This is a genomic window from Cupriavidus sp. 05N39, assembly GCF_056397325.1.
In genome coordinates this window covers 44,471-66,286 of sequence record NZ_JBFTNE010000002.1, presented here as the reverse complement: position 1 = coordinate 66,286, position 21,816 = coordinate 44,471, and the positions used below count along the sequence as shown (strand labels likewise).

General features: G+C 64.6%; 16 protein-coding genes, 1 tRNA gene, 1 pseudogene and 2 riboswitches. Of the genes and pseudogenes, 8 read left to right on the top strand and 10 right to left on the bottom strand.

Annotated elements, in window-relative coordinates; all coding sequences use genetic code 11:
• Positions 1-19: 19 nt before the first annotated feature.
• From AC1DN0_RS01230 to AC1DN0_RS01215, 4 genes are all read right to left on the bottom strand, one after another.
• Positions 20-1,237: a hypothetical protein gene (locus AC1DN0_RS01230; RefSeq protein WP_441634506.1), complete on the bottom strand. Its 1,218-nt coding sequence runs from the start codon at positions 1,235-1,237 to the stop codon at positions 20-22.
• Between the two features lie 56 nt (positions 1,238-1,293).
• Positions 1,294-2,715 carry a DUF2252 domain-containing protein gene (locus tag AC1DN0_RS01225; protein WP_441634508.1) on the bottom strand — a complete coding sequence of 474 codons (1,422 nt, stop codon included), beginning with the start codon at positions 2,713-2,715 and terminating at the stop codon, positions 1,294-1,296.
• 109 nt (positions 2,716-2,824) lie between these two features.
• The gene (locus AC1DN0_RS01220; RefSeq protein ID WP_045242279.1) at positions 2,825-3,049 is read right to left on the bottom strand and encodes a hypothetical protein; all 225 of its coding nucleotides are present in this window, start codon (positions 3,047-3,049) and stop codon (positions 2,825-2,827) included.
• A gap of 9 nt (positions 3,050-3,058) precedes the next feature.
• Positions 3,059-3,448: a hypothetical protein gene (locus tag AC1DN0_RS01215; RefSeq protein WP_441634510.1), complete on the bottom strand. Its 390-nt coding sequence runs from the start codon at positions 3,446-3,448 to the stop codon at positions 3,059-3,061.
• 533 nt (positions 3,449-3,981) lie between these two features.
• Here AC1DN0_RS01215 and AC1DN0_RS01210 point away from each other — a divergent pair.
• Positions 3,982-5,295, top strand: coding sequence for a dicarboxylate/amino acid:cation symporter (locus tag AC1DN0_RS01210; protein ID WP_441634512.1), 1,314 nt, complete (start codon positions 3,982-3,984; stop codon positions 5,293-5,295).
• A 92-nt stretch (positions 5,296-5,387) separates the two neighbouring features.
• A complete protein-coding gene (locus AC1DN0_RS01205) occupies positions 5,388-6,260 on the top strand; it encodes an amino acid ABC transporter substrate-binding protein (protein ID WP_441634526.1) in 873 nt (290 codons plus the stop codon).
• Between the two features lie 686 nt (positions 6,261-6,946).
• On the opposite strand, the gene aspT is transcribed toward AC1DN0_RS01205, so the two are convergent.
• Complete coding sequence (aspT, locus tag AC1DN0_RS01200) at positions 6,947-8,635, bottom strand: aspartate-alanine antiporter (protein ID WP_441634514.1); 1,689 nt, start codon at positions 8,633-8,635, stop codon at positions 6,947-6,949.
• A gap of 243 nt (positions 8,636-8,878) precedes the next feature.
• Here aspT and gad point away from each other — a divergent pair, with 243 nt between their 5' ends.
• Together gad and AC1DN0_RS01190 are read left to right on the top strand one after the other, a co-directional pair.
• On the top strand, positions 8,879-10,252 hold the full coding sequence (gene gad, locus AC1DN0_RS01195) for a glutamate decarboxylase (RefSeq protein ID WP_441634516.1): 1,374 nt from the start codon (positions 8,879-8,881) through the stop codon (positions 10,250-10,252).
• A 213-nt stretch (positions 10,253-10,465) separates the two neighbouring features.
• A pseudogene (locus tag AC1DN0_RS01190) lies at positions 10,466-10,909 on the top strand (bifunctional aspartate transaminase/aspartate 4-decarboxylase); the annotation flags it as partial.
• Positions 10,910-10,939: 30 nt separating this feature from the next.
• Here the strand turns inward: AC1DN0_RS01190 and AC1DN0_RS01185 are convergent.
• A tRNA-Arg gene (locus AC1DN0_RS01185) sits at positions 10,940-11,015 on the bottom strand.
• 387 nt (positions 11,016-11,402) lie between these two features.
• Between AC1DN0_RS01185 and AC1DN0_RS01180 the strand changes: the two genes are divergently transcribed.
• Positions 11,403-12,275, top strand: coding sequence for a c-type cytochrome (locus AC1DN0_RS01180; protein WP_441634518.1), 873 nt, complete (start codon positions 11,403-11,405; stop codon positions 12,273-12,275).
• A 116-nt stretch (positions 12,276-12,391) separates the two neighbouring features.
• On the opposite strand, the gene hemN is transcribed toward AC1DN0_RS01180, so the two are convergent.
• Complete coding sequence (gene hemN, locus AC1DN0_RS01175) at positions 12,392-13,825, bottom strand: oxygen-independent coproporphyrinogen III oxidase (protein ID WP_441634528.1); 1,434 nt, start codon at positions 13,823-13,825, stop codon at positions 12,392-12,394.
• Between the two features lie 395 nt (positions 13,826-14,220).
• Here hemN and AC1DN0_RS01170 point away from each other — a divergent pair, with 395 nt between their 5' ends.
• Positions 14,221-15,372, top strand: coding sequence for an ABC transporter substrate-binding protein (locus AC1DN0_RS01170; RefSeq protein WP_441634520.1), 1,152 nt, complete (start codon positions 14,221-14,223; stop codon positions 15,370-15,372).
• A gap of 28 nt (positions 15,373-15,400) precedes the next feature.
• Here AC1DN0_RS01170 and AC1DN0_RS01165 read toward each other — a convergent pair whose 3' ends face one another.
• Both AC1DN0_RS01165 and AC1DN0_RS01160 read right to left on the bottom strand, forming a co-directional pair.
• Complete coding sequence (locus AC1DN0_RS01165; protein ID WP_477102464.1) at positions 15,401-16,564, bottom strand: ATP-binding protein; 1,164 nt, start codon at positions 16,562-16,564, stop codon at positions 15,401-15,403.
• A complete protein-coding gene (locus AC1DN0_RS01160; RefSeq protein ID WP_441634524.1) occupies positions 16,536-17,267 on the bottom strand; it encodes a response regulator in 732 nt (243 codons plus the stop codon). The genes AC1DN0_RS01165 and AC1DN0_RS01160 overlap by 29 nt, the downstream gene beginning before the upstream one ends.
• Positions 17,268-17,664: 397 nt before the next feature.
• Between AC1DN0_RS01160 and AC1DN0_RS01155 the strand changes: the two genes are divergently transcribed.
• Positions 17,665-18,297: a hypothetical protein gene (locus AC1DN0_RS01155; RefSeq protein WP_477102463.1), complete on the top strand. Its 633-nt coding sequence runs from the start codon at positions 17,665-17,667 to the stop codon at positions 18,295-18,297.
• Complete coding sequence (locus AC1DN0_RS01150; protein ID WP_441632271.1) at positions 18,287-18,988, top strand: intradiol ring-cleavage dioxygenase; 702 nt, start codon at positions 18,287-18,289, stop codon at positions 18,986-18,988. Before AC1DN0_RS01155 ends, AC1DN0_RS01150 begins: the two co-directional genes overlap by 11 nt.
• Before the next feature lie 248 nt (positions 18,989-19,236).
• Here the strand turns inward: AC1DN0_RS01150 and AC1DN0_RS01145 are convergent, their stop codons facing one another.
• Positions 19,237-21,330, bottom strand: coding sequence for a UvrD-helicase domain-containing protein (locus AC1DN0_RS01145; RefSeq protein WP_477145482.1), 2,094 nt, complete (start codon positions 21,328-21,330; stop codon positions 19,237-19,239).
• Positions 21,331-21,553: 223 nt separating this feature from the next.
• Positions 21,554-21,641, top strand: a riboswitch (glycine riboswitch).
• Between the two features lie 21 nt (positions 21,642-21,662).
• Positions 21,663-21,802: riboswitch (glycine riboswitch) on the top strand.
• Positions 21,803-21,816: the final 14 nt, after the last annotated feature.

Sequence of the window (21,816 nt, the reverse complement as noted above, 5' to 3'; positions counted from 1 at the left end):
CCGGACGGGGAACGGTCGCCTAGAACAACAGGCCGAACATCATCTTGAGCAGCGCTTCCAACGGCATCATGGTCAGCGCCAGCGGCAGGACCGGCAAAAGGGTGGCCACGGCGACCTGCATGACGGATTCTCGCGTAATCGGGGCAATGCGCATCGTCCGCACAACGTCGAAGCTGTTGCCCAGATCCGCGAGGGACTGGATATCGCCGCTACCCACAAGCGATTCATCGGGAGCGGCTCCTCCGCGTAGCCACTTGGCATCGAACTCGCGTACGTAGCGCTCCGCCAGCGTGCCGTATTCACGCAGGCCCGTGCGCTTCGCCTCCGCCAGCTGAGGCGAAAACACCAGCAACGGGCCAAGTACAAGGCACAGCAGGAAAATGACCATGACCGCGATCTGTACCTTGTACTCAGGCAGCGTGGCCCCGAGATAGAAGATGCGGTTGGCGAGTTGCCCAGCCAGCAGCACGCCGTGCGCCATGGCAAGCAGCGCGAAGGCATGGACCGCCTGGGCGAGAAATCCCAGGCCGCCGACGCGGTCCGGATGCATGGGAATCAGGATCAACTTGATGCGTGACACCTGCCAGAGAAAACGGATCCAGACAAGGAGCCTGAAGTACCAGCGACACAACAGGAACTGGAAGACAGGCAGGCTCACGTAGCCATACCACATGCCGGCAAGCGAGAGTCTCGAGCCTTCGGCGGACGATGTCACGTACCATGTGGCGGCGTCGAGCGCCGTGTAGTGCCGCCAGATGACGAGGATGCCGACGCCATACACGATGCCGATCAGGAGCAACTCGGTGAGCACGGAATTCCGCAGCCGGAACGCCGACGCGATAGCCGCCTCGAATCGCATCGAGGCGTTTTCGGGAATCAGCTTGCGYTCTATGAACAGCCTCGCCACCGGCCGCATGCGAAGGTGCACCACCAGCTCTGAAGCGATCAACAGCGGCATCACCAGCAGGAAGCGCGCATGCGCTTCGATGTCCAGCAGAAAAGGCAAGGTCACTCGGCCGCCCAGCAGCTGTCCCTCAGCCGCTGACAGCACCAGGAGCGGTAGCCAGGCGAACAAGGACATGACGATGATGCGCTGGTGCACCAGCTGCAACGCGTCATCGGCCAGGTGTGCCTTACGCAGAAGCTGGAAGAGTGGCCCGCCCAGGACGAGCGAGAAGTCTTGCGTAGTCAGGGGCGAATCCCGGGCGGCGCCGGGCTCCGAGACGCGAGCGTTCATTGTTGGCCTCTCCACGCCGAGAGCAGTTCCCCGGAAATCCCCGGCAGCGTTCCTGCCTAGTCTTCGACCATCACCGTGATCCGGCCCTCTCTGATTGCACTGAGGAACGCCCGATAGTCGCTTCGGTTCTGGGAGGCATACTCGGTCGCAAATTCGCCCACAGCGTCGTCGAAGGATTGCCCGGAACCCATGTATCCGGCGATCACCGCGGCATCGCCGGAGCGGGCATGCGCGCGAGCCAGGGCATGCGCGCACATCCGCGCGTATTGCCGCAACAACCCTGTATCCCAGTCCTCGATAACCGCGGACAACTTCATGTCGCGAAGCTGGCGGACATAGAATTCGCGGCCGTTCACGCCTCGGGTCCATCCAAGGAACACATCGCTGGCCGACTGCATGAGGCGCTGTCCCACGATGACGCGCTGGCCATGATTGGCGTGCAGGCTCTTGCCCGCATAGGGCTCGAGCACGGAGGCCTTCGCCTCCTTCACTTGCAGGAACAGCGGGTCATTGTCCGCCGCCATGAACAGTCCCACTGCGCACATCGTGCCAACGCTTCCCACGCCGACGACCTTGAGGGCCAGGTCGACGTAGTGGAAGCGGTCGAACAATGTCCGGACATGCTCGGGCAAGCTCTCCCGATACGAGGCAATGGCTTCCGTGTACCCTGCCCCGAGACCGGGAGCCTGTTCTTCCGTCGGATGGAAAATCAGGGGGGGTTCATCCTTGATCCTGGGCTTGACCCCTTCCTCCGAGACGAGCTTCGGATACAGATGGTCAGGCACCGTCTTGCGCCGCTCCGATTCGAGCCGCTCCTCCAAGCGCTTGCGAGTCGCCGCCACGACAGCCGGATTGCCCGTCCGGTCTTCATACTTTTGCAGGTCGATCCTGTTGTACCAGACGTCGAGCGCCCGCATCCCGGCGAAATTGTCCATCCGCTCGCGGTATTCGCGCACGAGATCCGTGGCCACGCGTCCCGCGTCGCTGCGGGGCAGCTCCAGATGTTGCGCCGCCACGACCACGCTGGCTGCAAGCCGCTTCAGGTCCCACTCGAAAGGGGCCGGCAGTGTCTCGTCGAGATCGTTGACGTCGAAAATCACGTTGCGCTCGGGCGTCGCGAAGCCGCCGAAGTTCATCAGGTGCGCATCGCCGCACGCCTGCACCCGGATCCCGCTCGTCGGGGTGCTGGCAAGGTCGGCTGCCATCAGTACGGCCGCGCCGCGATAGAACGCGAATGGCGAAGCCGCCATGCGCCCGAAGCGGATCGGGGTCAGGCTCAGGATGCGGCCCTCATTGGATTCGATCAGGAGTTCAATCGGGTCGCGGCGATCCTTGGGCGCCGTCCATCCAGCATGCGATGCGCGCGGCACCGTGTCGCGCAGTGCCCGCCCTTCGGTGGCGCGATCATCGGCCGACAAGTAACGCGTCCCGGTTTGAGGTGCGGCACTCTCGCTCTTTCCCTTCCTATTCTTGGACATGTGGCACTCCCCATTTTCAGGTTTGCGCCAGCCGCTCCGTGCTCAAGCCAGGGCCGGAGGATGAGGCAAGTCTCCATGCCCGGTCTTGCAGCGAAGCGGCGGACGCGCCTTACTGCTGCTTGCCTCCCTTGATGTTGCCCGCGACACCGCCAGCGACAGCGCCTACCGCGGCACCGGTCCAGGCGCTCCCGCCCGCGATGGCGGCGATGCCTGCGCCGGCCAACGCGCCCACGCCCGCGCCCGACATCGTCCCTTGTTGTTGCGGCGTCATGTTCGTGCACCCGACAATGCCGACTAGGGCAAGCGTTGCACCGATCAGTCCGAGTGATTTCATGCGTTTCACCTACTTGTTGCGCTGAAGTCCGGGAACGACCATTTCGAACCAGATCGTTTCGATAACCGGCCGCTGAAGCCGATCGGAATGCGTGGCGTACCACCGATCCAGTCCTTCCCGCACCGTTTCGAGTGTCTGGCCCTGCAGCCCCTTCGCCAGGCGAGGAATGACGCTTTGCGTGTCTGGTGGTGAATTGCCCACCTGAGCGCGATACGCGATATCAACCTGGATGACATTGGCGATGCCAATGAGGTAAGCCTTCTTCGCCTGCTCCGATGACTCGATCCAATGCTTGCCGGTGATCAGCGGGATTTCGTCGCCACGGGCAGGGCCCGATGCGATCACCAGCGTCGTGCACACCGCTGCCATCACAGTGCGGAAATTCAGATGCATGATCATCCTGTTCTCCTCAGGAATCCGCAAATCAAAGGTACCGTGGTGGTGGCATTCAATACCCGCTAAACACGCACAAGCCATCGCTTCGCGCGGCCCTGGCTGTACGCCGACAAGGCCAATGGCACTCCGCAATCCCGCGAAGGCATTTCAGACTGCCTTGATCGGGAATCCACCGGATTTCGATATCTCTGTGAAAGATTAGGAGACAGACGGGGGGGCGGGTTGATCCAGGTCAACGGGATGGCAGCGCCGGCCGCCCGCCGGACGGCATGCAGGCGCCTCAGGACATCTGCCGCGCCAGTTTTGTGATCTGGCACATGATCTCTGGCTTGCACATCATCGGTGCGAGCGCCTATCGTTACTTACGTGCAGACCACCGCATTTCGAGTAGCTGGAACCGAATTTCGGACCATTTCCCGCCGCTGAAGAGTTGCATCAAGCACGTGGTCAGTGCCGAGTCAGCCAGGTCGAAATGCGGGGCGAGCGGCCAGCGCCTGCCATGCACAAGATCGCTCTGCAACCGCCAGGGGCCGGCCATGGGAAAACATCTCCATATCACCACCTACATCGTCATCGCGATGGTACTTGGCGGCGTGGTCGGCTACGCCTGCAATATTGCCTTCCCGGATCCCAAGGCCGCGAAGGACGTTGCCGGCTATTTCTCGATCATCACCGATGTCTTCCTGCGACTAATCAAGATGATCATCGCCCCGCTGGTCTTCTCCACGCTGGTGATGGGCATCGCCCATATGGGGGATGCCAGCACTGTGGGGCGCGTCGGCGTCAAGGCGATGGGTTGGTTCATCACCGCATCGCTCGTCTCGCTGACCCTCGGCCTGATCATGGCAACGATGCTGCAACCGGGCCACAACCTCGGACTGCCGTTGCCCGAGGTTGGCACCGCCACCAGCCTCAAAACCAATGCCTTCACACTGAAGGACTTCGTCATCCACCTGGTTCCCCGCTCGGCGGCGGAGGCCATGGCAAACAACGAAATCCTGCAGATCCTGGTCTTCTCGATCTTCTTCGGGACCGCGCTGTCGACGCTTGGCGAAAAGGGCAAGCGCATGGCCGGCGTCATCGAGGATCTGGTCCAGGTGATGCTGAAGATCACGAGTGCGGTGATGTGGCTGGCGCCGGCGGCCGTGTTTGCCGCCATCGCGTCGACGATCACCACGCAAGGCCTGGCGATCCTCGTGACGTTTGCCAAGTTCATGGGCGGCTTCTACTTGTCATTGCTGGTGCTGTGGTCACTGCTCGTCCTGGCGGGGATCGCGTTCCTGGGCAAGCGGGCCCTGGTGCTGGTCCGCCTGATTCGCGAGCCGTTCCTGCTGGCATTCTCGACCGCAAGCTCGGAAGCCGCCTATCCCAAGCTGCTGGAAGCCCTCGACAAATTCGGTGTCGACCGCAAGATCTCGAGTTTTGTGCTGCCAATGGGCTACTCCTTCAACCTGGACGGTTCGATGATGTACTGCACGTTCGCCGTACTGTTCATCTCGCAGGCCTATGACATCCACCTGCCCTTGGGCACCCAGATCACCATGCTTTTGCTGCTGATGCTGACCTCGAAAGGCATGGCCGGCGTGCCGCGCGCATCGCTGGTGGTCATCGCGGCCACGCTGAACCAGTTCAGTCTGCCAGAGGCCGGCCTGCTGCTGATCATGGGGGTGGACCAATTCCTGGACATGGGCCGCTCGGCCACCAACGCGGTGGGAAATTCGATTGCGGCAGCCGTGGTGGCCAAATGGGAAGGTCAGTTGTCGAGCGGACCCACGCTGGACGAGGGAGGCGAAAGCGATACCGCCGACGGGGCGGTGCCCTTGCACAAGCCAGACGCCGCGCAAGCATAGGCGGCGCGGCGCGCGACACCCAGGACCGACGCATGCACTCCCAACAAGCACGCCGGCGAGCCCGGCCCGTCCATATGGTGCTGCGGATCTCGATGGCCATGTGCCTGGCGGCAGCCGCCGCCTCCATCGGGGCGCAGGAGCCTTTCGCGCTGTCCGGAACTTTGAAGAAGGCAAGGGAAACGGGTGCTCTCATCATCGGCTACCGGGAATCCTCATTGCCGTTTTCCTACCTGAACCAGATCGGCAGGCCGATCGGGTATTCAATCGACATCTGCGCGTCGATCGTCGAGGCCGCGGGGGAAGAGGTCGGCCGCGACCTGACGATCAAGTGGGTGCCGGTGACGTCCGAGAGCCGCTTCGATGCGATTGTTTCCGGCAAGATCGATCTCGAGTGCGGCTCCACGACACGCAACGCCGAGCGGCAGCAGCGCGTCGCGTTCTCGCCCGTGATCTTCCTGGCGGGGACCAAACTGATGGTGCCGCACGGTTCGCCGATCAAGTCGTTCCGCGACCTGAAGGGCAAGACGGTGGTTGCTACGGCTGGCACGACCAACGTGGACGCCATCGAGCAATTGTCCACGCGCTTCAATCTCGGCCTGAAGATCATCCGCGCTCGCGACCATGCCGACGCTTTCGAGGTCCTGCGGCATCGCGGCGCCGACGCCTATGCGGGCGACGATATTCTGCTGTATGGCTTCCTGGCCAAGTACGGCACGCGCAGCCAGTACGACGTTACCCGCGAGTTTCTCTCCTACGACCCCTACGGCATCATGCTGCGCAAGGGCGACCCGGAATTCGCCGCCGTCGTCGACAAGGCCGTGCGCAAGCTGAGCACGTCTGGCGAACTCGACCGCCTGTACAAGCAGTGGTTCCTGAACCGGTTGCCGACCGGTGAGCGGCTGGGCATTCCAATGAGCGAACAACTGGAGGAGATCATCAAGGCGGCGCCAGAGCCGACGGAATAGCAATGCGGTGAGGGCCAGGATTCCCGGCCGGATCGATCGATTGCACTCGTGCCCAAGCGAGGCGCGCGGAAACAGCCGATCGCACAGGGCCTTGGCGGTTCGTTTGGCGCGCTAGCACAGAACTGGAGACGATGATCGATGAGGTTCAGCGTGCGACTACCACAATCATTCCTATGCATGCTGAACCGACAACGTAGGCCCGCTGCGCGGGGTTAACGGTGCGTAGCTGTCCATATTCGCCGGTTGCCGGACCGCAATCTGACCCCTGCCAGCAACTTCATCACCACGTAGAACTACGGACCGTGAGACGATGGGCAGCGCCCCCCGTGCCAATATGACGTGCGGACCCGGAACAGCCCGATGATGCTATGAAATGGACGGGTCGTGACGCATGGCCCCGTCTTTGTCGAAGTGCTTCTGTGACTCTCTTCTCCGCCAGCAGCAGAATATAGTTCGGAACTTTTGCATCGATCAAAAGTGCGCCCCAGGCAATCCCGGAATTCCCGTTGAATAACTTCCTTCGGCATATTGTGGCCCTTGGCGATTCGTTCAATTGCCTCGGCCACGGACGAAGGGCGCGCGAGGCAACCGTCTCCAGGACCAAGGACGCCTGTTGGCGGATATCCCAGTGCAACTCCGTTTGACTGAGGCATGATTAGCTTTCAACGGCATCAGTGCCATCTGCCTCACGACAGGATCATGATGACCACCATGCCCGAGATCGTCAGCAGTGTATTGCCGACGGCATAGGGCACCGTGTACCCCAACCCAGGGACCTGGCTCTTGGCGCCATCGCAGATCATGCCCAGCGCTGCCGTGGTGGCACGCGCGCCTGCGCAGGCGCCGAGCAGGATCGCCGGGTGGAAGCGGAACACGAACTTGGCGAGGAGCATGCTAACGGCCAGCGGGATCGAGGTCGCAAGGATGCCCCACAGGAGAAGGCTGATGCCAAGCTTCTGCAAGCCGGCGATGAAACCCGGGCCCGCGGAGATGCCCACCACAGCGATGAAGACGTTGAGGCCGACCGAACTCATGAACCAGATCGTCGGCTCGGGGATGCGGCCGAACGTCGGGTGTATCGCCCGGAACCATCCGAAAATGATGCCCGCAATCAGCGTACCGCCTGCGGTGGAGATGGTTAGCGGAATACCGCCGACCTTCAACACGCTTGCACCGATCAGCGCACCGGCCATGATCGCCAGTGACATCAAAGCCACATCCGTCACGTTGGTTGGCCGGTCGACGTAGCCCAGATGCGTTGCGGTGGCGTTGATATCCTGGATACGGCCCACCAGCGTGATCACGTCGCCGCGATAGAGTTTCGTTTTCGGCAGCACCGGTATCACGGTTTCAGTCGGACCCCGCTTGATATTCTTGAGAAACACGCCACGTGCCCACGGCCAAGTTGCCAACTCCTTCAGTGAATGGTCATCGACCTCCTTGTTCGTGATGTAGATGTCGACGCCCTCTGTCTGCACATTGAGCAGTTCCGCATCGTCGACTTCCCTGCTGCTAGGACCCAAGCGTTCGATCAACTGATTGCGCTTACCGCCGATGGCGACAATATCGCCGGGCGCGAGGCTCGTGTTCAGGTGCGCCTCGATGATCTTGCCATCCCTGCGAATGCGTTCGATAAAGGCGCGATGTCCTTCCGGGGTGCTGGCCTCGATGTCCCCGACCGCCCTGCCGATAAAAGGACTGTCCGGCGCCAATGAATAGGCACGCAATTCGAACTCATGCCATTCCGTGCCAACTTCTCCCGACTCTCCCGCACCAAGTTGTCGCTCGTAATCCCTGCAAGCGGCTACCAGATCAATGCCCAGCAGCTTCGGGCCGATCTGGGCCAGGATGATCGCCGAACCCACGGTGCCGAAGATGTAAGTCACAGCGTAGGCAATCGGCATGCCTTCCAGCAGTTTCCTGGCCTCATCCGGCGGCAGCCCGAGCCGGTTGATCGCGTCAGTGGCAAGCCCCATCGATGCGGAAATCGTTTGCGACCCGGCGAAAAGCCCCGCCGCCGAACCCAGGTCGTATCCCGCCAGGATTGCCGCTCCGACCACCGCCGTCAGTGACAGCACGCAAGAGATCACTGCGAAGATAACCTGCGGTATCCCGTCCTTGGCGATGCCTCGCACGAACTGCGGTCCGACGCTATAGCCCACGGCGAACAGGAACATCAGGAAGAACACAGCTTTCACATTGACCGAGATCTTGACGCCCAGGGTCCCGATGACAATGGCTACGAGCAACGTTGAGGTTACCGCTCCCAGGCTGAAGCCCCTGAAGCTCTTCCCGCCCACCCAGTAACCGACCCCCAACGCAAGGAAAATGGCGATCTCAGGATAGGCTTTTAGCGTTGACACGAACCAGGACATGGCTACGGCTCCCGTTTGCTGCCAAACACGCGTTTTCAGGCATCGCGCTCGTCTTGGTTAAGCTAGCCCATACCGGCACTTGAACATTGATCCATGACAAGGAGCGGAGCGCGACCTCATCTATTGTGGAGTTGATCCGTCGCCTGTGCGCGTGAGAGACAGTCATACATGCGTGTTCTCGGGCGAAAACAATCTCCCACCGGACAAATCGGCCGATGGGTTAATCACTGCGAGAGGTGAATAATGGCCGCCAATCCGGATAAGGTTACTGCTTACGACGAGTTCAATATCAAGATCCCGGAGGATCACTTTCCTAAGTTGGGAATTTCCGCACGCGCCGCTGCGGCGCTCGTGGTCAGCGAGGAATGGACCGATGCGAACCCGATGCTGAACATGTCGTCCTTCGTGACGACCTGGGCCGAGCCAGAAGCCAGGGAGGTTGCCGCTCGAAACATCTTCAAGAACTATATCGATCACGATATGTATCCGCAGGTCTTCGAGATGGAGCAGCGGATGGTGCGCTGGCTGCACCAACTCTGGAACGGGCCCAAGGGCGTGGAGCCATATGGCACTGCAACAGTGGGCTCATCGGAAGCCTGCATGCTGGCTGGCCTGGCACACAAGTGGAACTGGCGGCAAAGGCGTCAGGCGGAGGGCAAAGATGTTTCGCGCCCTAATATGGTGACGGGTGGCAACGTTCAGATCGTCTGGAAGAAATTCCTGCGCTACTTCGATGTGGAACCGCGTATCGTGCCGCTCAAGCCGGGAAACTATCGGCTGACCGCCGAGGATCTCGACAGCTATGTAGACGAGAACACCATTGCCGTCGTCGCCATCGCCGGACAAACCTTTACCGGGGAAGATGACGACATCCAGGCGATTCACGACTGGCTGGATGACTATGAGAAGCGCACCGGAACTTCCGTCCCGATGCATATTGACGGCGCTTCCGGCGGCTTTGTGAACCCCTTCCTTTATCCCGACTACAAGTGGGACTTCAGCCTGCCACGCGTGTTATCCATCAATGCGTCCGGACATAAATACGGCCTGACGCCTCCCGGTCTGGGTTGGGTGATTTTCCGGGAGCGCAAGATTTTCAACGAGGATCTGGTGTTCTACGTGAATTACCTTGGCGGCGAAATGCCAACAGCCACGCTCAATTTCAGCCGCAACGCCTTTCAGGTTGCGGTGCAGTACTACCTGTTCCTGCATCTTGGCTTCGACGGCTACAAGAGAATCATGACGCACACGCTGGACAATGCGATCGCGCTGCGGAAGGTGCTGGTCGATAGTGGGTACTTCGACATCATGAACGAGACGCAACGTATCCCCGTGGTCGCAGTGACGCTGAACAAGAAGATCAAGAATTTCAACGAATTCGATGTCTCAAACAAGGTCCGCGAGCATGGCTGGGTTCTCTCCGCGTATTCCATGCCACCGAATGCCGAGACCGTGACCAGTCTTCGGGTTGTCATCCGGCCACATATCAATCAGACGGTGGCGATGTTGCTGGCAAACGATATTGTCAAAGCCTGTCAATACCTTGAGACGCACGGTGGTAACGCGACTCCTCCCGAACTCCATGCGAAAGAGAAGACCACTCAGGTCAAATGCTAGTTGTCAGCGCAATGTCCGGGCAAGCGTATTTGATTTGGCATGCCCGGGTATCGCCCCGTCTCATAGAGTAGGCCGGAGGCTCCGGCCGATTACTGGTGGGTGGTCCCCGTTGGATCCCGCCCGTATCCCCAGACGCGGCTTCAGGCCGGTGGATAACACCATCGCATGCCAGAACTCTTGCGTTGCGCGGTGCAATATTCTGGGCGATATGCCATGAGTCGACCGGATATGTCGAAGTTCGCAAACCTCTCGCCCTTTGAACTCAAGGACGAGCTGATCAAGCTGGCGGGCAGCGTTTCGAACCGGCTGATGCTCAACGCCGGGCGTGGCAATCCGAACTTCCTTGCAACGGTTCCACGCCACGGCTTTTGGCAGCTTGGGCTGTTTGCCATGATTGAATCGGAACGGTCATTTTCGTATCTCGCGGAAGGCGTCGGCGGCTTTCCCCGGCGCGCTGGCATTGCGGAGCGCTTCGATCTCTTCGCGCGCTATTACCGCGACGCCCCAGGAGTCAAGTTCCTGACCGGCGCCATCTCCTTCGTGCGCGACCAGCTTGGGCTGGATGGCGGAGATTTCCTCTATGAAATGTGCGAGGGCATCCTGGCTTGCAACTATCCGGTACCGGATCGCATGCTCAGGCTCAGCGAGAAAATCGTCTGCCGTGGCAGCAACTGCAAGGTGGAATCTTGGTGCGCCCGGCTGGGATCGAACCAGCAACCCCTGCCTTCGGAGGGCAGTACTCTATCCATTGAGCTACGGGCGCACAGGGTATGACGGGGTACTTCGCAGGCAGCGCGCGAGTGCCGCTGCCGGAAAGTCGCATAGGATACCGTGTTTGTCCGCGGACGTCCATGTCCGGCTCAATCAGGGTGGCGTGGTGACGTCTCTTCCAAGCCGCTTTTGCCTCATGCCATAGGCCTTTGAGGCTATAATCGCGAGTTATTTGTGTAAAAACGGGGCTGCGCAACGTCCACATCAGGTCGGTGGATGGCGGTGGCATACCCCGCTGGCTGGCCCCTTTGGGGACAGTTGACGCCGGATAACAGTCCGATGCACGCAATTGGCCAGGGGGAATTGGCCACCGAGCAAGCGGCCACATAAGCAGCCGATCGCGAGCGGCCACAGGTTTCCTGCAAATTGAGAGTTGAGTATGAGCGACGTCCACAACGCACACGACGAACACGAGTCTCCCATCAAGACCCCCAAGCAGCTGATCGCTGTGGTGATTGCCGCCTTCCTGGTGCCAATCATCGTGATCATCCTGCTGGTCAATTTTGTCGGACACGGCGCCAAGGAAGGCGCGGGCTCCACCGCTACCGTGGAAGCCGTCAATGACCGCATCAAGCCGGTCGCCTCGCTCGAACTGAAGGATCCGAATGCAGCGCGCGTCTATAAGACGGGCGAACAGGTCTACAAGGAAGTCTGCGCCGCCTGCCACGCCACCGGTGCTGCCGGTGCGCCCAAGTACGGCACCGCCGGCGACTGGGCTCCGCGTATCGGCCAGGGCTTCACCGGCCTGCTGAACTCCGTGCTGCACGGCAAGGGCGCCATGCAAGCCCGCGCCGGCACCACCGCCGACGATTACAGCGACTACGAACTGGGCCGTGCCGTGGTCTACATGGCCGACGCCGGCGGTGCCAAGTTCCCGGAGCCCGCAGCGCCCGCTGCTGCCGCTCCGGCTACCGCCGCTGCCTCGGATGCCGCTGCCGCGCCTGCCGCAGCAGCAGCCCCGGCAGCTCCCGCTGCTGCTGCCGCACCGGCTGCTGCTGCAGCGCCGGCTTCCGCCGAAGTGGGCAAGAAGGTCTACGACCAGGTCTGCGCCGCCTGCCACGCCGCCGGTGTTGCCGGCGCGCCGAAGCTGGGCGACAAGGCTGCCTGGGCGCCGCGCCTGAAGGAAGGCATGGACGCCGTTCACGCCTTCGCCCTGAAGGGCAAGGGCGTGATGCCGCCGAAGGGCGGCTACGCCGGCCCGGACGCCGACGTGATCGCAGCGGTCGACTACATGGCCAACGCGTCGAAGTAACCGGCCGGAAATCATCCCGGGGCCACCACGGCGCAAGCGGTGGAACGGACCCGGAGAACAAAAAGCCCGCGGCTCGCCGCGGGCTTTTTGTTTGCCTGCTGCCGGGCGTCAGTGGCTCAGACCACGCGCGAGTAGCGCAGTGGCGCCGGCAGCGGCGTACCTGCATCGGCGCCCGGGGTTCCCGCTGGTGCCACTGCCGGCACCGCGTCCGCAGCCCGCCGCGCGTCTTCACGCAGGAAGCCGTCGAAGACCATCGCCAGCCGGCGCACCAGCAAGCGGCCCAGCGGGGTCACTTCGATGCGGCCGGGCTCGCATCGCACAAGGCCTTCCCCGGCGAGCCGCCCCAGGTCCGCCATCTCGCCAGCGAAGTGCGCGGCAAAGTCGATGCGATGCCGGGCTTCCACCGCTGCAATATCGAGCACGCCGTTGCACATCAACGCACCGATGACTTCACGCCGCAAGTGATCCTCATCGCGCATGGCGAAGCCGCGCATCACCGGCAGCACGCCGCCGTCGAGCACGCGGTAATAATCGTCCAGCGTGCGCGCGTTCTGTACATAGCGGCCCGCCACCGCACCGATCGACGAGACGCCAAATCCAAGCTGGTCATGGCCGGCGTGGGTGGAATAGCCCTGAAAGTTGCGCTGCAGCCGGCCCTCGCGCTGGGCCACGGCCAGCGCGTCGTCCGGCAGCGCGAAATGATCCATGCCGATATAGACATAGCCCGCGGCGGTGAGCTGTTCGATGGTGCCGACCAGGATGTCGAGTTTTTCAGCGGGCGCCGGCAGCGCGCGCTCGTCGATGCGCCGCTGGGGCTTGAACACGTGCGGCAGGTGCGCATAGCTGTACACGGAGAGCCGGTCCGGGCGCATCGCCAGCACTTGCTCCACGGTGGCGGCGAAGCGCGCCGTGGTCTGGTGCGGCAGGCCGTAGATCAGGTCCATGCTGACCGAGCGGAAGCCGAGCCGGCGCGCGGCGTCGACCACTGCCCGGGTTTCGGCCTGCGATTGCACGCGGTGGATCGCTTGCTGCACCTCGGCGTCGAAATCCTGCACGCCCAGGCTGATGCGGTTGAAGCCGAGTTCGGCCAGCAGCGCCATCTGCGCGTCGCCGATCCGGCGCGGGTCGATCTCAATGGAGTGTTCGCCCTCGGGCAGCAGGTTGAAATGCTGGTGCAAGGCATCCATCACGCGGCGCATCTCCGCCGGGTCGAGGAAGGTCGGCGTACCGCCGCCCCAGTGCGATTGCACCACCTCGCGCCGCGCGCCGAGTTGTTGCGCTACCAGCGCCATCTCGCGCGCCAGGTAATCCACATAGCGGGCGCTGCGGCGATGGTCTTTGGTAATGATCTTGTTGCAGCCGCAGTAGTAGCAGATGTTCTCGCAAAACGGCACATGCACATAGAGCGACAAGGGCGGCTGCCGGCCGGCATCCACGCCAGCGCTGGCCGCGCAATCGGCCAGTGCTTGCCGGTAGTCCTGCTCGCCAAAACCGCCATGGAAGCGGTCCGCCGTGGGGTAGGAGGTGTAGCGCGGGCCGTTGATGTCCATGCGGCCGGCCAGCTCGCGGAAGTCCGACAAGGCATGCCGGTCCGGGGCCGAGGCGGCCCGGCCCAGTTGCTTGCTCTTGCAGGCGGCGCCGCAATTGCCGGAGCAGGTGTTCGGCGGACTGGCAATGGAAACGGGGACGGATGCGGTGGCGCGGGCGAGATCAGCCATGGGGCGGCCTTCGTGGTGGATTGGATGGCTCATCGTAGTGGGGGCCGCTCCTGCGCGCGTTGACCGGCGTCAAGTCGTGGCCCATGGCACCAGGGCCCTTGGCCGGCCACCAGCGGCCAGGCCGTCACCAGCGTGCGCCGCGTCATGCTAGCGTCACCTGGACCGGATAGGCTGCCCCGCGCTTGCCGGCTTTCCATCCACCAGCTCAATCCGTCCCTTCGGCCCCCATGCACGCTTCTCCCCTGATTGCGCAGGCGCATTGCGCGCCACAAATGCCGCGCCGCCGCCTGCTGGCCGCCCTCGGCAGCGCTCTGCTGGCGCCCGCCACGTTACTGGCGCAGTCACCCCCGCGACGCCCGCTGGTGATTGGCCACCTGGTGGATCGCGGCGGCGCGCAGGCCGATCTCGCGCGCGACTACCTGGCCGGCGCCAAGGTCATGTTCGACGCGGCCAACGCCGGCGCGCGCGAGCCGCGCGTGGTGCACGTGGTGCGGGAAGTCGAAACCGATCCGCGTGCGGCCACCGCGCAGGCGCTGTCGCTGGTCGACGGCGAGCGCGCCGAACTCCTGTTCGGTCCCAGCGACGCCTTGTTGCCGGTGCTGGCCGCCTCTCCCGAGCTGGCCCGGCGCGGCGTGCAGATCGTCGCGCCCTTATCGGGGCTGTCGCTCGCGGCCGATCATGTCTGGTACACGCGGGCCGACTACCGCGCCGAACTGGATGCGGCGATTCACCAGTTGCGCAGCTACGGGCTCAAGCAGCTGGTGTTGGCCGTGGCGCCGGATTTCGCTGCAGGAAGCCTGGCCGCAGGCACGCCGTGGCGGCGCCGGCTGGAGCAGGAGCCGGGCCTGCAAGCGCTGACGCTGGAAGCCGGCAAGGGCAGCGACAGCGGCGCGGCGGCGTCGCGCATCGCCGCGGCGCGCCCGGCGGCGGTGATCATGGCCGGCGACACGCTGGCCTACGGCAATCTCGGCCGTGCGCTGGCCGCGCGGGGGTGGTACGGCTTCCTAGTGGGCTTGTCCGCGGTCAACCCGCTGGCGGCGCGCGAGATCCTCGGCGCCGGCTATAACGGCGGCATCGTGCTGACGCAGATTGCGCCGGGTCCGCAGGACCTGACCCTGCGCGTGGTCAAGGAGCACGTGGGCCGGATGAAGCAGTTCCTGGACGAGCCCGCTTCACCCGCCACGCTGGCTGGCTACATCGGCGCGGCCTGGCTGGTGCGGGCTGCGTTGTCCGCGCCGCGCGCCGCCACGCCGGCCGACCTGCGGCGTGCCCTGCAGGCCCGCGTCGATGTGGGCGATTTCGTGCTGGATTTCACGCACGGATCGCGCGGCTCTCAATACGTGCAGCTCGCGGCGATGGGCAGCGGAACGGCCCGCTGAATGGTAGCGGCCGCGCACTAGCTGCCGCTCAGGCTCGCGGCAGCACGATCCGCACGCGCAGCCCGCCCTCCGGCCGGTTGGCCAGGCTCAGTTCGCCACCGTGGCGCGAGACGATATCCGCGGCGATCGACAGGCCCATGCCGACCCCGCCGGTGGCGCGGTTGCGCGAGGATTCGAGCCGGTAGAACGGCTCCAGCACGCGCGCCATTTCTTCCGGCGGAATGCCGGGGCCGTCGTCGCAGACGTCGATGACCACGCGCTCGGCGCTGTCGGCCAGCGCGATGCGCGCGCTGCCGCCGTAGCGGTGCGCGTTTTCCACCAGGTTGACCACGGCCCGGCGCAATTCGGCGGGATAGGCCAGCAAAGGCTCGGCGCCGCCGGACAGGCTGACGTCCTGTCCAATCTCCGTGGCGTCGTCCACCACCGCCTGCAACAGGGCATGCACATCCACCCGCTGGCGCGGCGCGGCGGCGCCGTCGCGCTCGCGCAGGTAATACAGCGTGGCATCGATCAGCCCGTTCATCTCGGCGAGGTCCTGGCGCAGGCGATAGCGCACCTGATTGTCGTCGACCCCTTCGATACGCAGGCTCATGCGTGTCAGCGGCGTGCGCAGGTCGTGGGACACCGCGGCCAGGAAACGCGATTGCTGCGCCAGCTGGGTGCGGATGCGCTGCTGCATATGGTTGAAGGCCTTGGCGGCGTCGCGGGCCTCGGCCGGGCCGCTGTCCTCATCCAGCGGCGGCGCGTGCACGTCCTGGGCCAGCCGGCCGGCGCTGCTGGCAAGGCGCTGGACGGGCCTGGCCAGCAGGCGCGCTCCCACCCACGACGCAGCCACGATGGCCGCAAGCTGGAACAGCAGCCCCAGCCGGGGCGGGCCAAAGCCACGGCTGCCGCGCGGCCGGCGTGGCGGCGGCGGACCGCCTTCGCTGCTGCCCGTGCCCGCTTCGGCGCCGGACGGGGGGACTCCCCCGCGGCCCGGTTCGCCCGGCGGTGGGGGCGGAGGCTCGTCGCCGGGGACGAAAGTGAATCCGCTGTGCCCGGGGTGAGGAAAGATGCTCTCGATGACCGTGACGCCGAGCAGGTGCACGGCCAGCATGATCGCCGCCATCACCAGGAACAGGCGGATGAACATGGAGTCATGGCGGGCCACCCAGGCCGGGCGCTCAGCCTTCGGCGGTGCCGGTAAAGACATAGCCTTCGCCTCGGACGGTACGGATCAGCGCCGGGTCGCGCGGGTCGTCGCGCAGCTTCTGGCGCAGGCGCGAGACCAGCAGGTCGATGCTGCGGTCGAAGACATCAAGATCGCGGCCACGCGCCTGGTTGATCAGCAGTTCGCGGTCGAGCACGCGGTTCGGGTGTTCGATAAAGGCCAGCAGCAGGCGGAACTCGGCATTGGACAAGGGCACCACGGTGTCCTCGCCGTCCACCAGTTGCCGCAGCGTGGTATTGAGGCGCCAGTGGCCGAAACGCAGCTCATGGCCGCCCACCGCCGGGGGGCGTTTCACGCCGCCGCCACGGCTGCGGCGCAGTACGGTGTGGATGCGCGCCACCAGTTCGCGCATCTCGAAGGGCTTGGTGACGTAGTCGTCGGCGCCCACTTCCAGCCCGACCACGCGGTCGGCCAGTTCGGTGCGCGCGGTGAGCATGATTACCGGCAAGTCGCCGCGCTCGCGGATTTCGCGGCAAAGCGCCAGGCCGTTTTCGCCGGGCAGGGAGAGGTCGAGCACCACCAGGTCGTAGTCGCGCACGGCCAGCGCGGCGCGCATGGCGGCACCACCCTCCGCGCCATCGGCTTCGATGCCGAAGGTGGCCAGGTACTCGGCCAGCATGGAGCGGATCTGCGGATCGTCGTCGACGATCAGCAAGTGCAAGGGCGTAGCGGGGGAAAGATCCATCGGGTTTCGCAGGAGGCTATTGCGGCGGTTTGCAGCGGAGTTCGCGGCAGGTTTGCGTCGAATCGGGGGGGAACCGGGCTCGGCCGGGCAGCGGCCGCCGCCAGGGATTCACTCTACCAGCCCGGCGTTGCGCCCTGATAGGCGCGTTGTGGCCGCTTTGTATCAGGCACGATACAAAGCCCGCCGCCCGGCGGCCCGCTTTGTACGGCATTGCTTCGGCGCGCTGACCAAGCGCTCAAGCAAACGGGGGCCTGGCTTTTTAAGATGGCATGTCGCCAACCCGCCGCTTTGCACCCGGCAGACCCGCACCGGCGGCCCGGCGCCCCGCTATGCTTGAGCCATCCGCATGGTATCGGCAGCCCGGACCTCTCCCCGCAAGACTTCCACGGAGATTCCCATGACCCAGCCACAAGCCTCGTTACCCCGCTTGTTACCCTCGATCCGTGCCCTGCTATCGCTTGCCGCGCTGTGCGCGGCGTGCGCGCTGGCCTTGCCTGCCCATGCGCTGCAGACCGGCGCGCCGGCCACGGCCGGGCCTGGCCGGCCAGGCCCGGCCGACTCGCTGCGTGACGCGCTGGCACTCACGCCGGCGCAGACAGCCCTCTGGCAAGCCGCCCGCGCCGCCGCGCGCGAGGCGCATGCGCATGCACTGGAACTGCGGGCGCGCTTTATCCGCGAGGAGGGACAGTCCGATGCCACCGGCACGGCCAATGCGCCGGAGCCGTCGCTGCGCGCCCGGGCGGCGCGCGAAGACCACCTGCACGACGCGCTCGACAAGGACCGCCGCGCCGTGCGCGACCGCTGGATCGCCTTTGACGAAAGCCTGGATGCCGGCCAGCGCAAACGCCTGCGCGCCATGCCGGAAGCGGGCCGCTGGCCGGGGCCGGGCGGGATGCCTGGCCTCTTCGCCGGCGGCGCGATGCCCCCGCATGGGCCCGCGCCCATGCCCTGCGCCTTCGGCGCGGACGGCCCGGGCAACGTACCCGGTGCTGCGGGACCTCACCGACAAGGAGCACACGATGCGCAGTAAGCTTGACTCCCCCGGCAGCCGCCGCCGCTTTCTCGGCGGTGTGCTGGGCGGCTCGCTCGGCGCGGGCCTGATCGGGCTGGCGGGCGATACCGCCGCGCAGTCCGCGCCGGCCGCCTGCCTGCTTACGCCGACACTGACCGAGGGCCCTTTCTATATTGACCAGGCGCTGATGCGCAGCGATATCCGCGATGGCCGGCCCGGCCAGTTGCTTCGACTGCGGCTGGTCGTGGTGGATACCGACCGCGGCTGCGCGCCGGTGGCCGGCGCGCTGGCCAGCATCTGGCACTGCGATGCCGGCGGCAGCTATAGCGGCTATGACCAGGCCGGCATGCACGCCGCGCCCACCAGTGCCGCTCGCTTCCTGCGGGGCGTGCAACCCACCGGAGCCGATGGCAGCGCGCAGTTCCTGACGATCTACCCCGGCTGGTACGCGTCGCGCGCGGTGCATATCCATCTGAAGATTCATGTCGGCAAGGAGGAAGTGCTGACCTCCCAGATGTTCTTTGACGAGGCGCTGAACCGCGAAGTGCTTCTCGGCCACCCCGCTTATCGCGCTCGCGGCGCCTCGCCGTACCGGAACAGCCAGGACCCGATTGCCGGCGCGCATCCCGGCCTGGTGCGGGTGCGCCGCTTGCAGGATGCGGCCGGCACGCTGGAGGGCGAGTTCACGATCGGTATCGCGCGAACCTGAGGCAGCCCCCGCTCCTGCCCATCAAAAAAACGCCCCCGGACACTAGAGTACGGAGGCGCGTAACAGGGAAGAAGTCGGGCATCACGGCCCGGCCACCCCGCTCCGAAGGGACGAAGCAGTGCGGCGCCCGGACCAGAACGACAGCCCAGGCACGATCCATGGTAATGAGGCATCAGGCCGGGGTCTTGTCCCGCTTGTAGGGCAATGTATCGGCAGTGTAGGTTCGGGCTTTGTACGTCCGGCGTCGGCTACGCCGCGGTCTTGCCGGGCGTGCCCAGCAAGGCCTTGAGTCCGGCCAGGCGGTCTTTCGGACTCATGGCCGGGGTCTCGTCCTTGATCTCCGGCGCTTCCTCTAGCTTCATCTCGCCGATAAACCGCGAGGGCTGGCATGAGTAGGTGTCGCGCGCGCGCTTGCGCTTCTTGCACCAGCTGATATGCAGGCTGCGCTGGGCGCGGGTGATGCCCACATACATCAGGCGGCGCTCTTCCTCGATTTTCTCGTCGGTCATGTCCTCGTCTTCGCGGCAGTGCGGCAGGATGCCCTCTTCCACGCCGACCAGGAACACGTGCGGATACTCCAGTCCCTTGGAGGCGTGCAGCGTGGACAGGCGCACGGCGTCGGGATCTTCCTCGCGGCCTTCAAGCATGCTCATCAGCGCCACCGTCTGCGTCAGCTCCAGCAAGTTCTTGCCTTCGTCGCCAAAGCCGTCGGCGGTGTCGAAGCCAGTGGCTTCGCCTTCACCCGTGGCCTCGGGCTTGGTGCCCTTGCGCTTGAGCCAGTCGAGGAATTCCAGCGTGTTGGTCCAGCGCGACTGCGCCTGGCGTTCGTCGAACATGTCGTAGAGGTAGGCTTCGTAGTGGATGCCTTCCATCAGGTCGTCCAGCACTTCGGTGGCGGGGTCGCTGGCCGCGCGCCCGGCCAGCCGCACCATCGCCTCGCAGAACACGCGCAGCGGCTCCATCTGGCGCGGCTGCAGCTTGCCCTCGATGCCGCCCATCATGGCCGCCTCGAACAGCGAGACCTTGGCCTGCCCGGCGAAGGTGCCCAGCACTTCCAGCGTGGTGTTGCCCACGCCACGTTTGGGCGTGGTGATGGCGCGGATGAAGGCGGGATCGTCGTCCGGGTTGGCGATCAGGCGCAGGTAGGCGCAAATGTCCTTGATCTCGGCCTTGTCGAAGAAGCTCTGCCCGCCCGACAGCACATAGGGAATGCGCTCGCGGCGCAAGATCTGCTCGAACAGGCGTGCCTGGTGGTTGCCGCGGTACAGGATGGCGTAGTCGCGGAACTGCGCGCGCCGCTCGAACTTGTGCGCCGACAGGCGGAACACCACGGATTCCGCCTCGTGCTCCTCATCGTTCATCGGGTTGATGGCGATGGGGTCGCCCATGCCGTGCTCGCTCCACAACTTCTTGTCGAACAGCTTGGGATTGTTGGAGATGACCGCGTTGGCCGCTTCCAGGATGCGCACGGTGGAGCGGTAGTTCTGCTCCAGCTTGACCACCTTGAGGTCGGGAAAATCGGTCTGCAGCAACTTCAGGTTGTCCAGCGTGGCGCCGCGCCAGCCATAGATGGCCTGGTCGTCGTCGCCCACCGCCGTAAAGGCCGGGGCGCGCAGGTGCGAGCCGCCGGCGAGTTGCTTGAGCAACTGGTACTGGCAGGCGTTGGTGTCCTGGTATTCGTCCACCAGGAAGTAGCGCAGCCGGTTCTGCCAGCGCAGGCGCACCTCTTCGTTGCGCGCGAACAGCTCGGCCGGCAGGCGGATCAGGTCGTCGAAATCCACTGCCTGGTAGGCATGCAGCGTGGCCACATAGTTGCGGTAGATCAGCGCCGCCTGGTGATCGTCGGGGTTTTCGGCCTGGGCGATGGCCGTCTCGGGATCGACCATGCCGTTCTTCCACAGCGAGATGGTGCTCTGCACGCTGCGGATCAGCTTCTTGTCGGTGCTGGCAAGCTGCTCCTGCACCRTGCCGAAGCAATCGTCCGAATCCATGATGGAGAACCGCGGCTTCAGGCCTACGTGCTCCGCCTCGGCGCGCAGGATCTGCACGCCCAGCGAGTGGAAGGTGCTGACGGTGATCTGCTTGATCGGAATCCGCTTGCCCTCGCGCGTGGTCTTGCCTTCCATCAGCTTGGCGATACGCTCCTGCATCTCCTTGGCGGCCTTGTTGGTAAAGGTCACCGCGGCGATGTGCTTGGGCTGGAAGCCCTTGTCCTCGATCAGGTGGGCGATCTTCTGCGTGATCACCCGGGTCTTGCCCGAACCGGCGCCGGCCAGGACCAGGCAGGGGCCATCGAGGTAGCGAACGGCTTCGGATTGGGCAGGATTAAGTCCGTGGGTCATGCGAGGGCTGGTGGTGAGGCTGGGTGGCGGGATGTCCGGCAAGGGCGGGCGCGAGGCTCCGCGCGGCACATGGGCAGCACATGCGCGGCCACGGGTGAAGCCTGCGGCACAGGAAAAGCCATCGGAGCCGCAGATGTTAACATGCCCGCGGGCCGCCCCGTCCTCCCGGCCAGCCCGGCAATCGCCCGCGTTGACAAGCCCCCGAGGCTGGCTGTAGAGTCGCGCCATCCGACCGGGAGAGCGCGCAGATCTTGCGCCGCCGAAGGGGTATCACCCGAAAACTCTCAGGCACCATGGACTGGTCGGATCGGCTTGCAACATGCACACGATGCACGCCGTACTCTGGAGAGCGGCACCCGCCATTGCTGAATCAATGGTGAGCGTGCCCACCGAAGGGGCGCGCAAGGCCTGGGTCCTGGTTTAGCCGGGGCCGCCTTGTAATCTCTCAGGTATCGAGGACAGAGGGGTCATCCGCCGCAGCGGATT

Coding starts and splice junctions, on each gene's coding strand:
- AC1DN0_RS01225 (WP_441634508.1), bottom strand. CDS start 2,715: ATGTCCAAGAATAGGAAGGGAAAGAGCGAGAGTGCCGCACCTCAAACC.
- AC1DN0_RS01220 (WP_045242279.1), bottom strand. CDS start 3,049: ATGAAATCACTCGGACTGATCGGTGCAACGCTTGCCCTAGTCGGCATT.
- AC1DN0_RS01215 (WP_441634510.1), bottom strand. CDS start 3,448: ATGATCATGCATCTGAATTTCCGCACTGTGATGGCAGCGGTGTGCACG.
- AC1DN0_RS01210 (WP_441634512.1), top strand. CDS start 3,982: ATGGGAAAACATCTCCATATCACCACCTACATCGTCATCGCGATGGTA.
- AC1DN0_RS01205 (WP_441634526.1), top strand. CDS start 5,388: ATGGCCATGTGCCTGGCGGCAGCCGCCGCCTCCATCGGGGCGCAGGAG.
- aspT (WP_441634514.1), bottom strand. CDS start 8,635: ATGTCCTGGTTCGTGTCAACGCTAAAAGCCTATCCTGAGATCGCCATT.
- gad (WP_441634516.1), top strand. CDS start 8,879: ATGGCCGCCAATCCGGATAAGGTTACTGCTTACGACGAGTTCAATATC.
- AC1DN0_RS01180 (WP_441634518.1), top strand. CDS start 11,403: ATGAGCGACGTCCACAACGCACACGACGAACACGAGTCTCCCATCAAG.
- hemN (WP_441634528.1), bottom strand. CDS start 13,825: ATGGACATCAACGGCCCGCGCTACACCTCCTACCCCACGGCGGACCGC.
- AC1DN0_RS01170 (WP_441634520.1), top strand. CDS start 14,221: ATGCACGCTTCTCCCCTGATTGCGCAGGCGCATTGCGCGCCACAAATG.
- AC1DN0_RS01165 (WP_477102464.1), bottom strand. CDS start 16,564: ATGTCTTTACCGGCACCGCCGAAGGCTGAGCGCCCGGCCTGGGTGGCC.
- AC1DN0_RS01160 (WP_441634524.1), bottom strand. CDS start 17,267: ATGGATCTTTCCCCCGCTACGCCCTTGCACTTGCTGATCGTCGACGAC.
- AC1DN0_RS01155 (WP_477102463.1), top strand. CDS start 17,665: ATGACCCAGCCACAAGCCTCGTTACCCCGCTTGTTACCCTCGATCCGT.
- AC1DN0_RS01150 (WP_441632271.1), top strand. CDS start 18,287: ATGCGCAGTAAGCTTGACTCCCCCGGCAGCCGCCGCCGCTTTCTCGGC.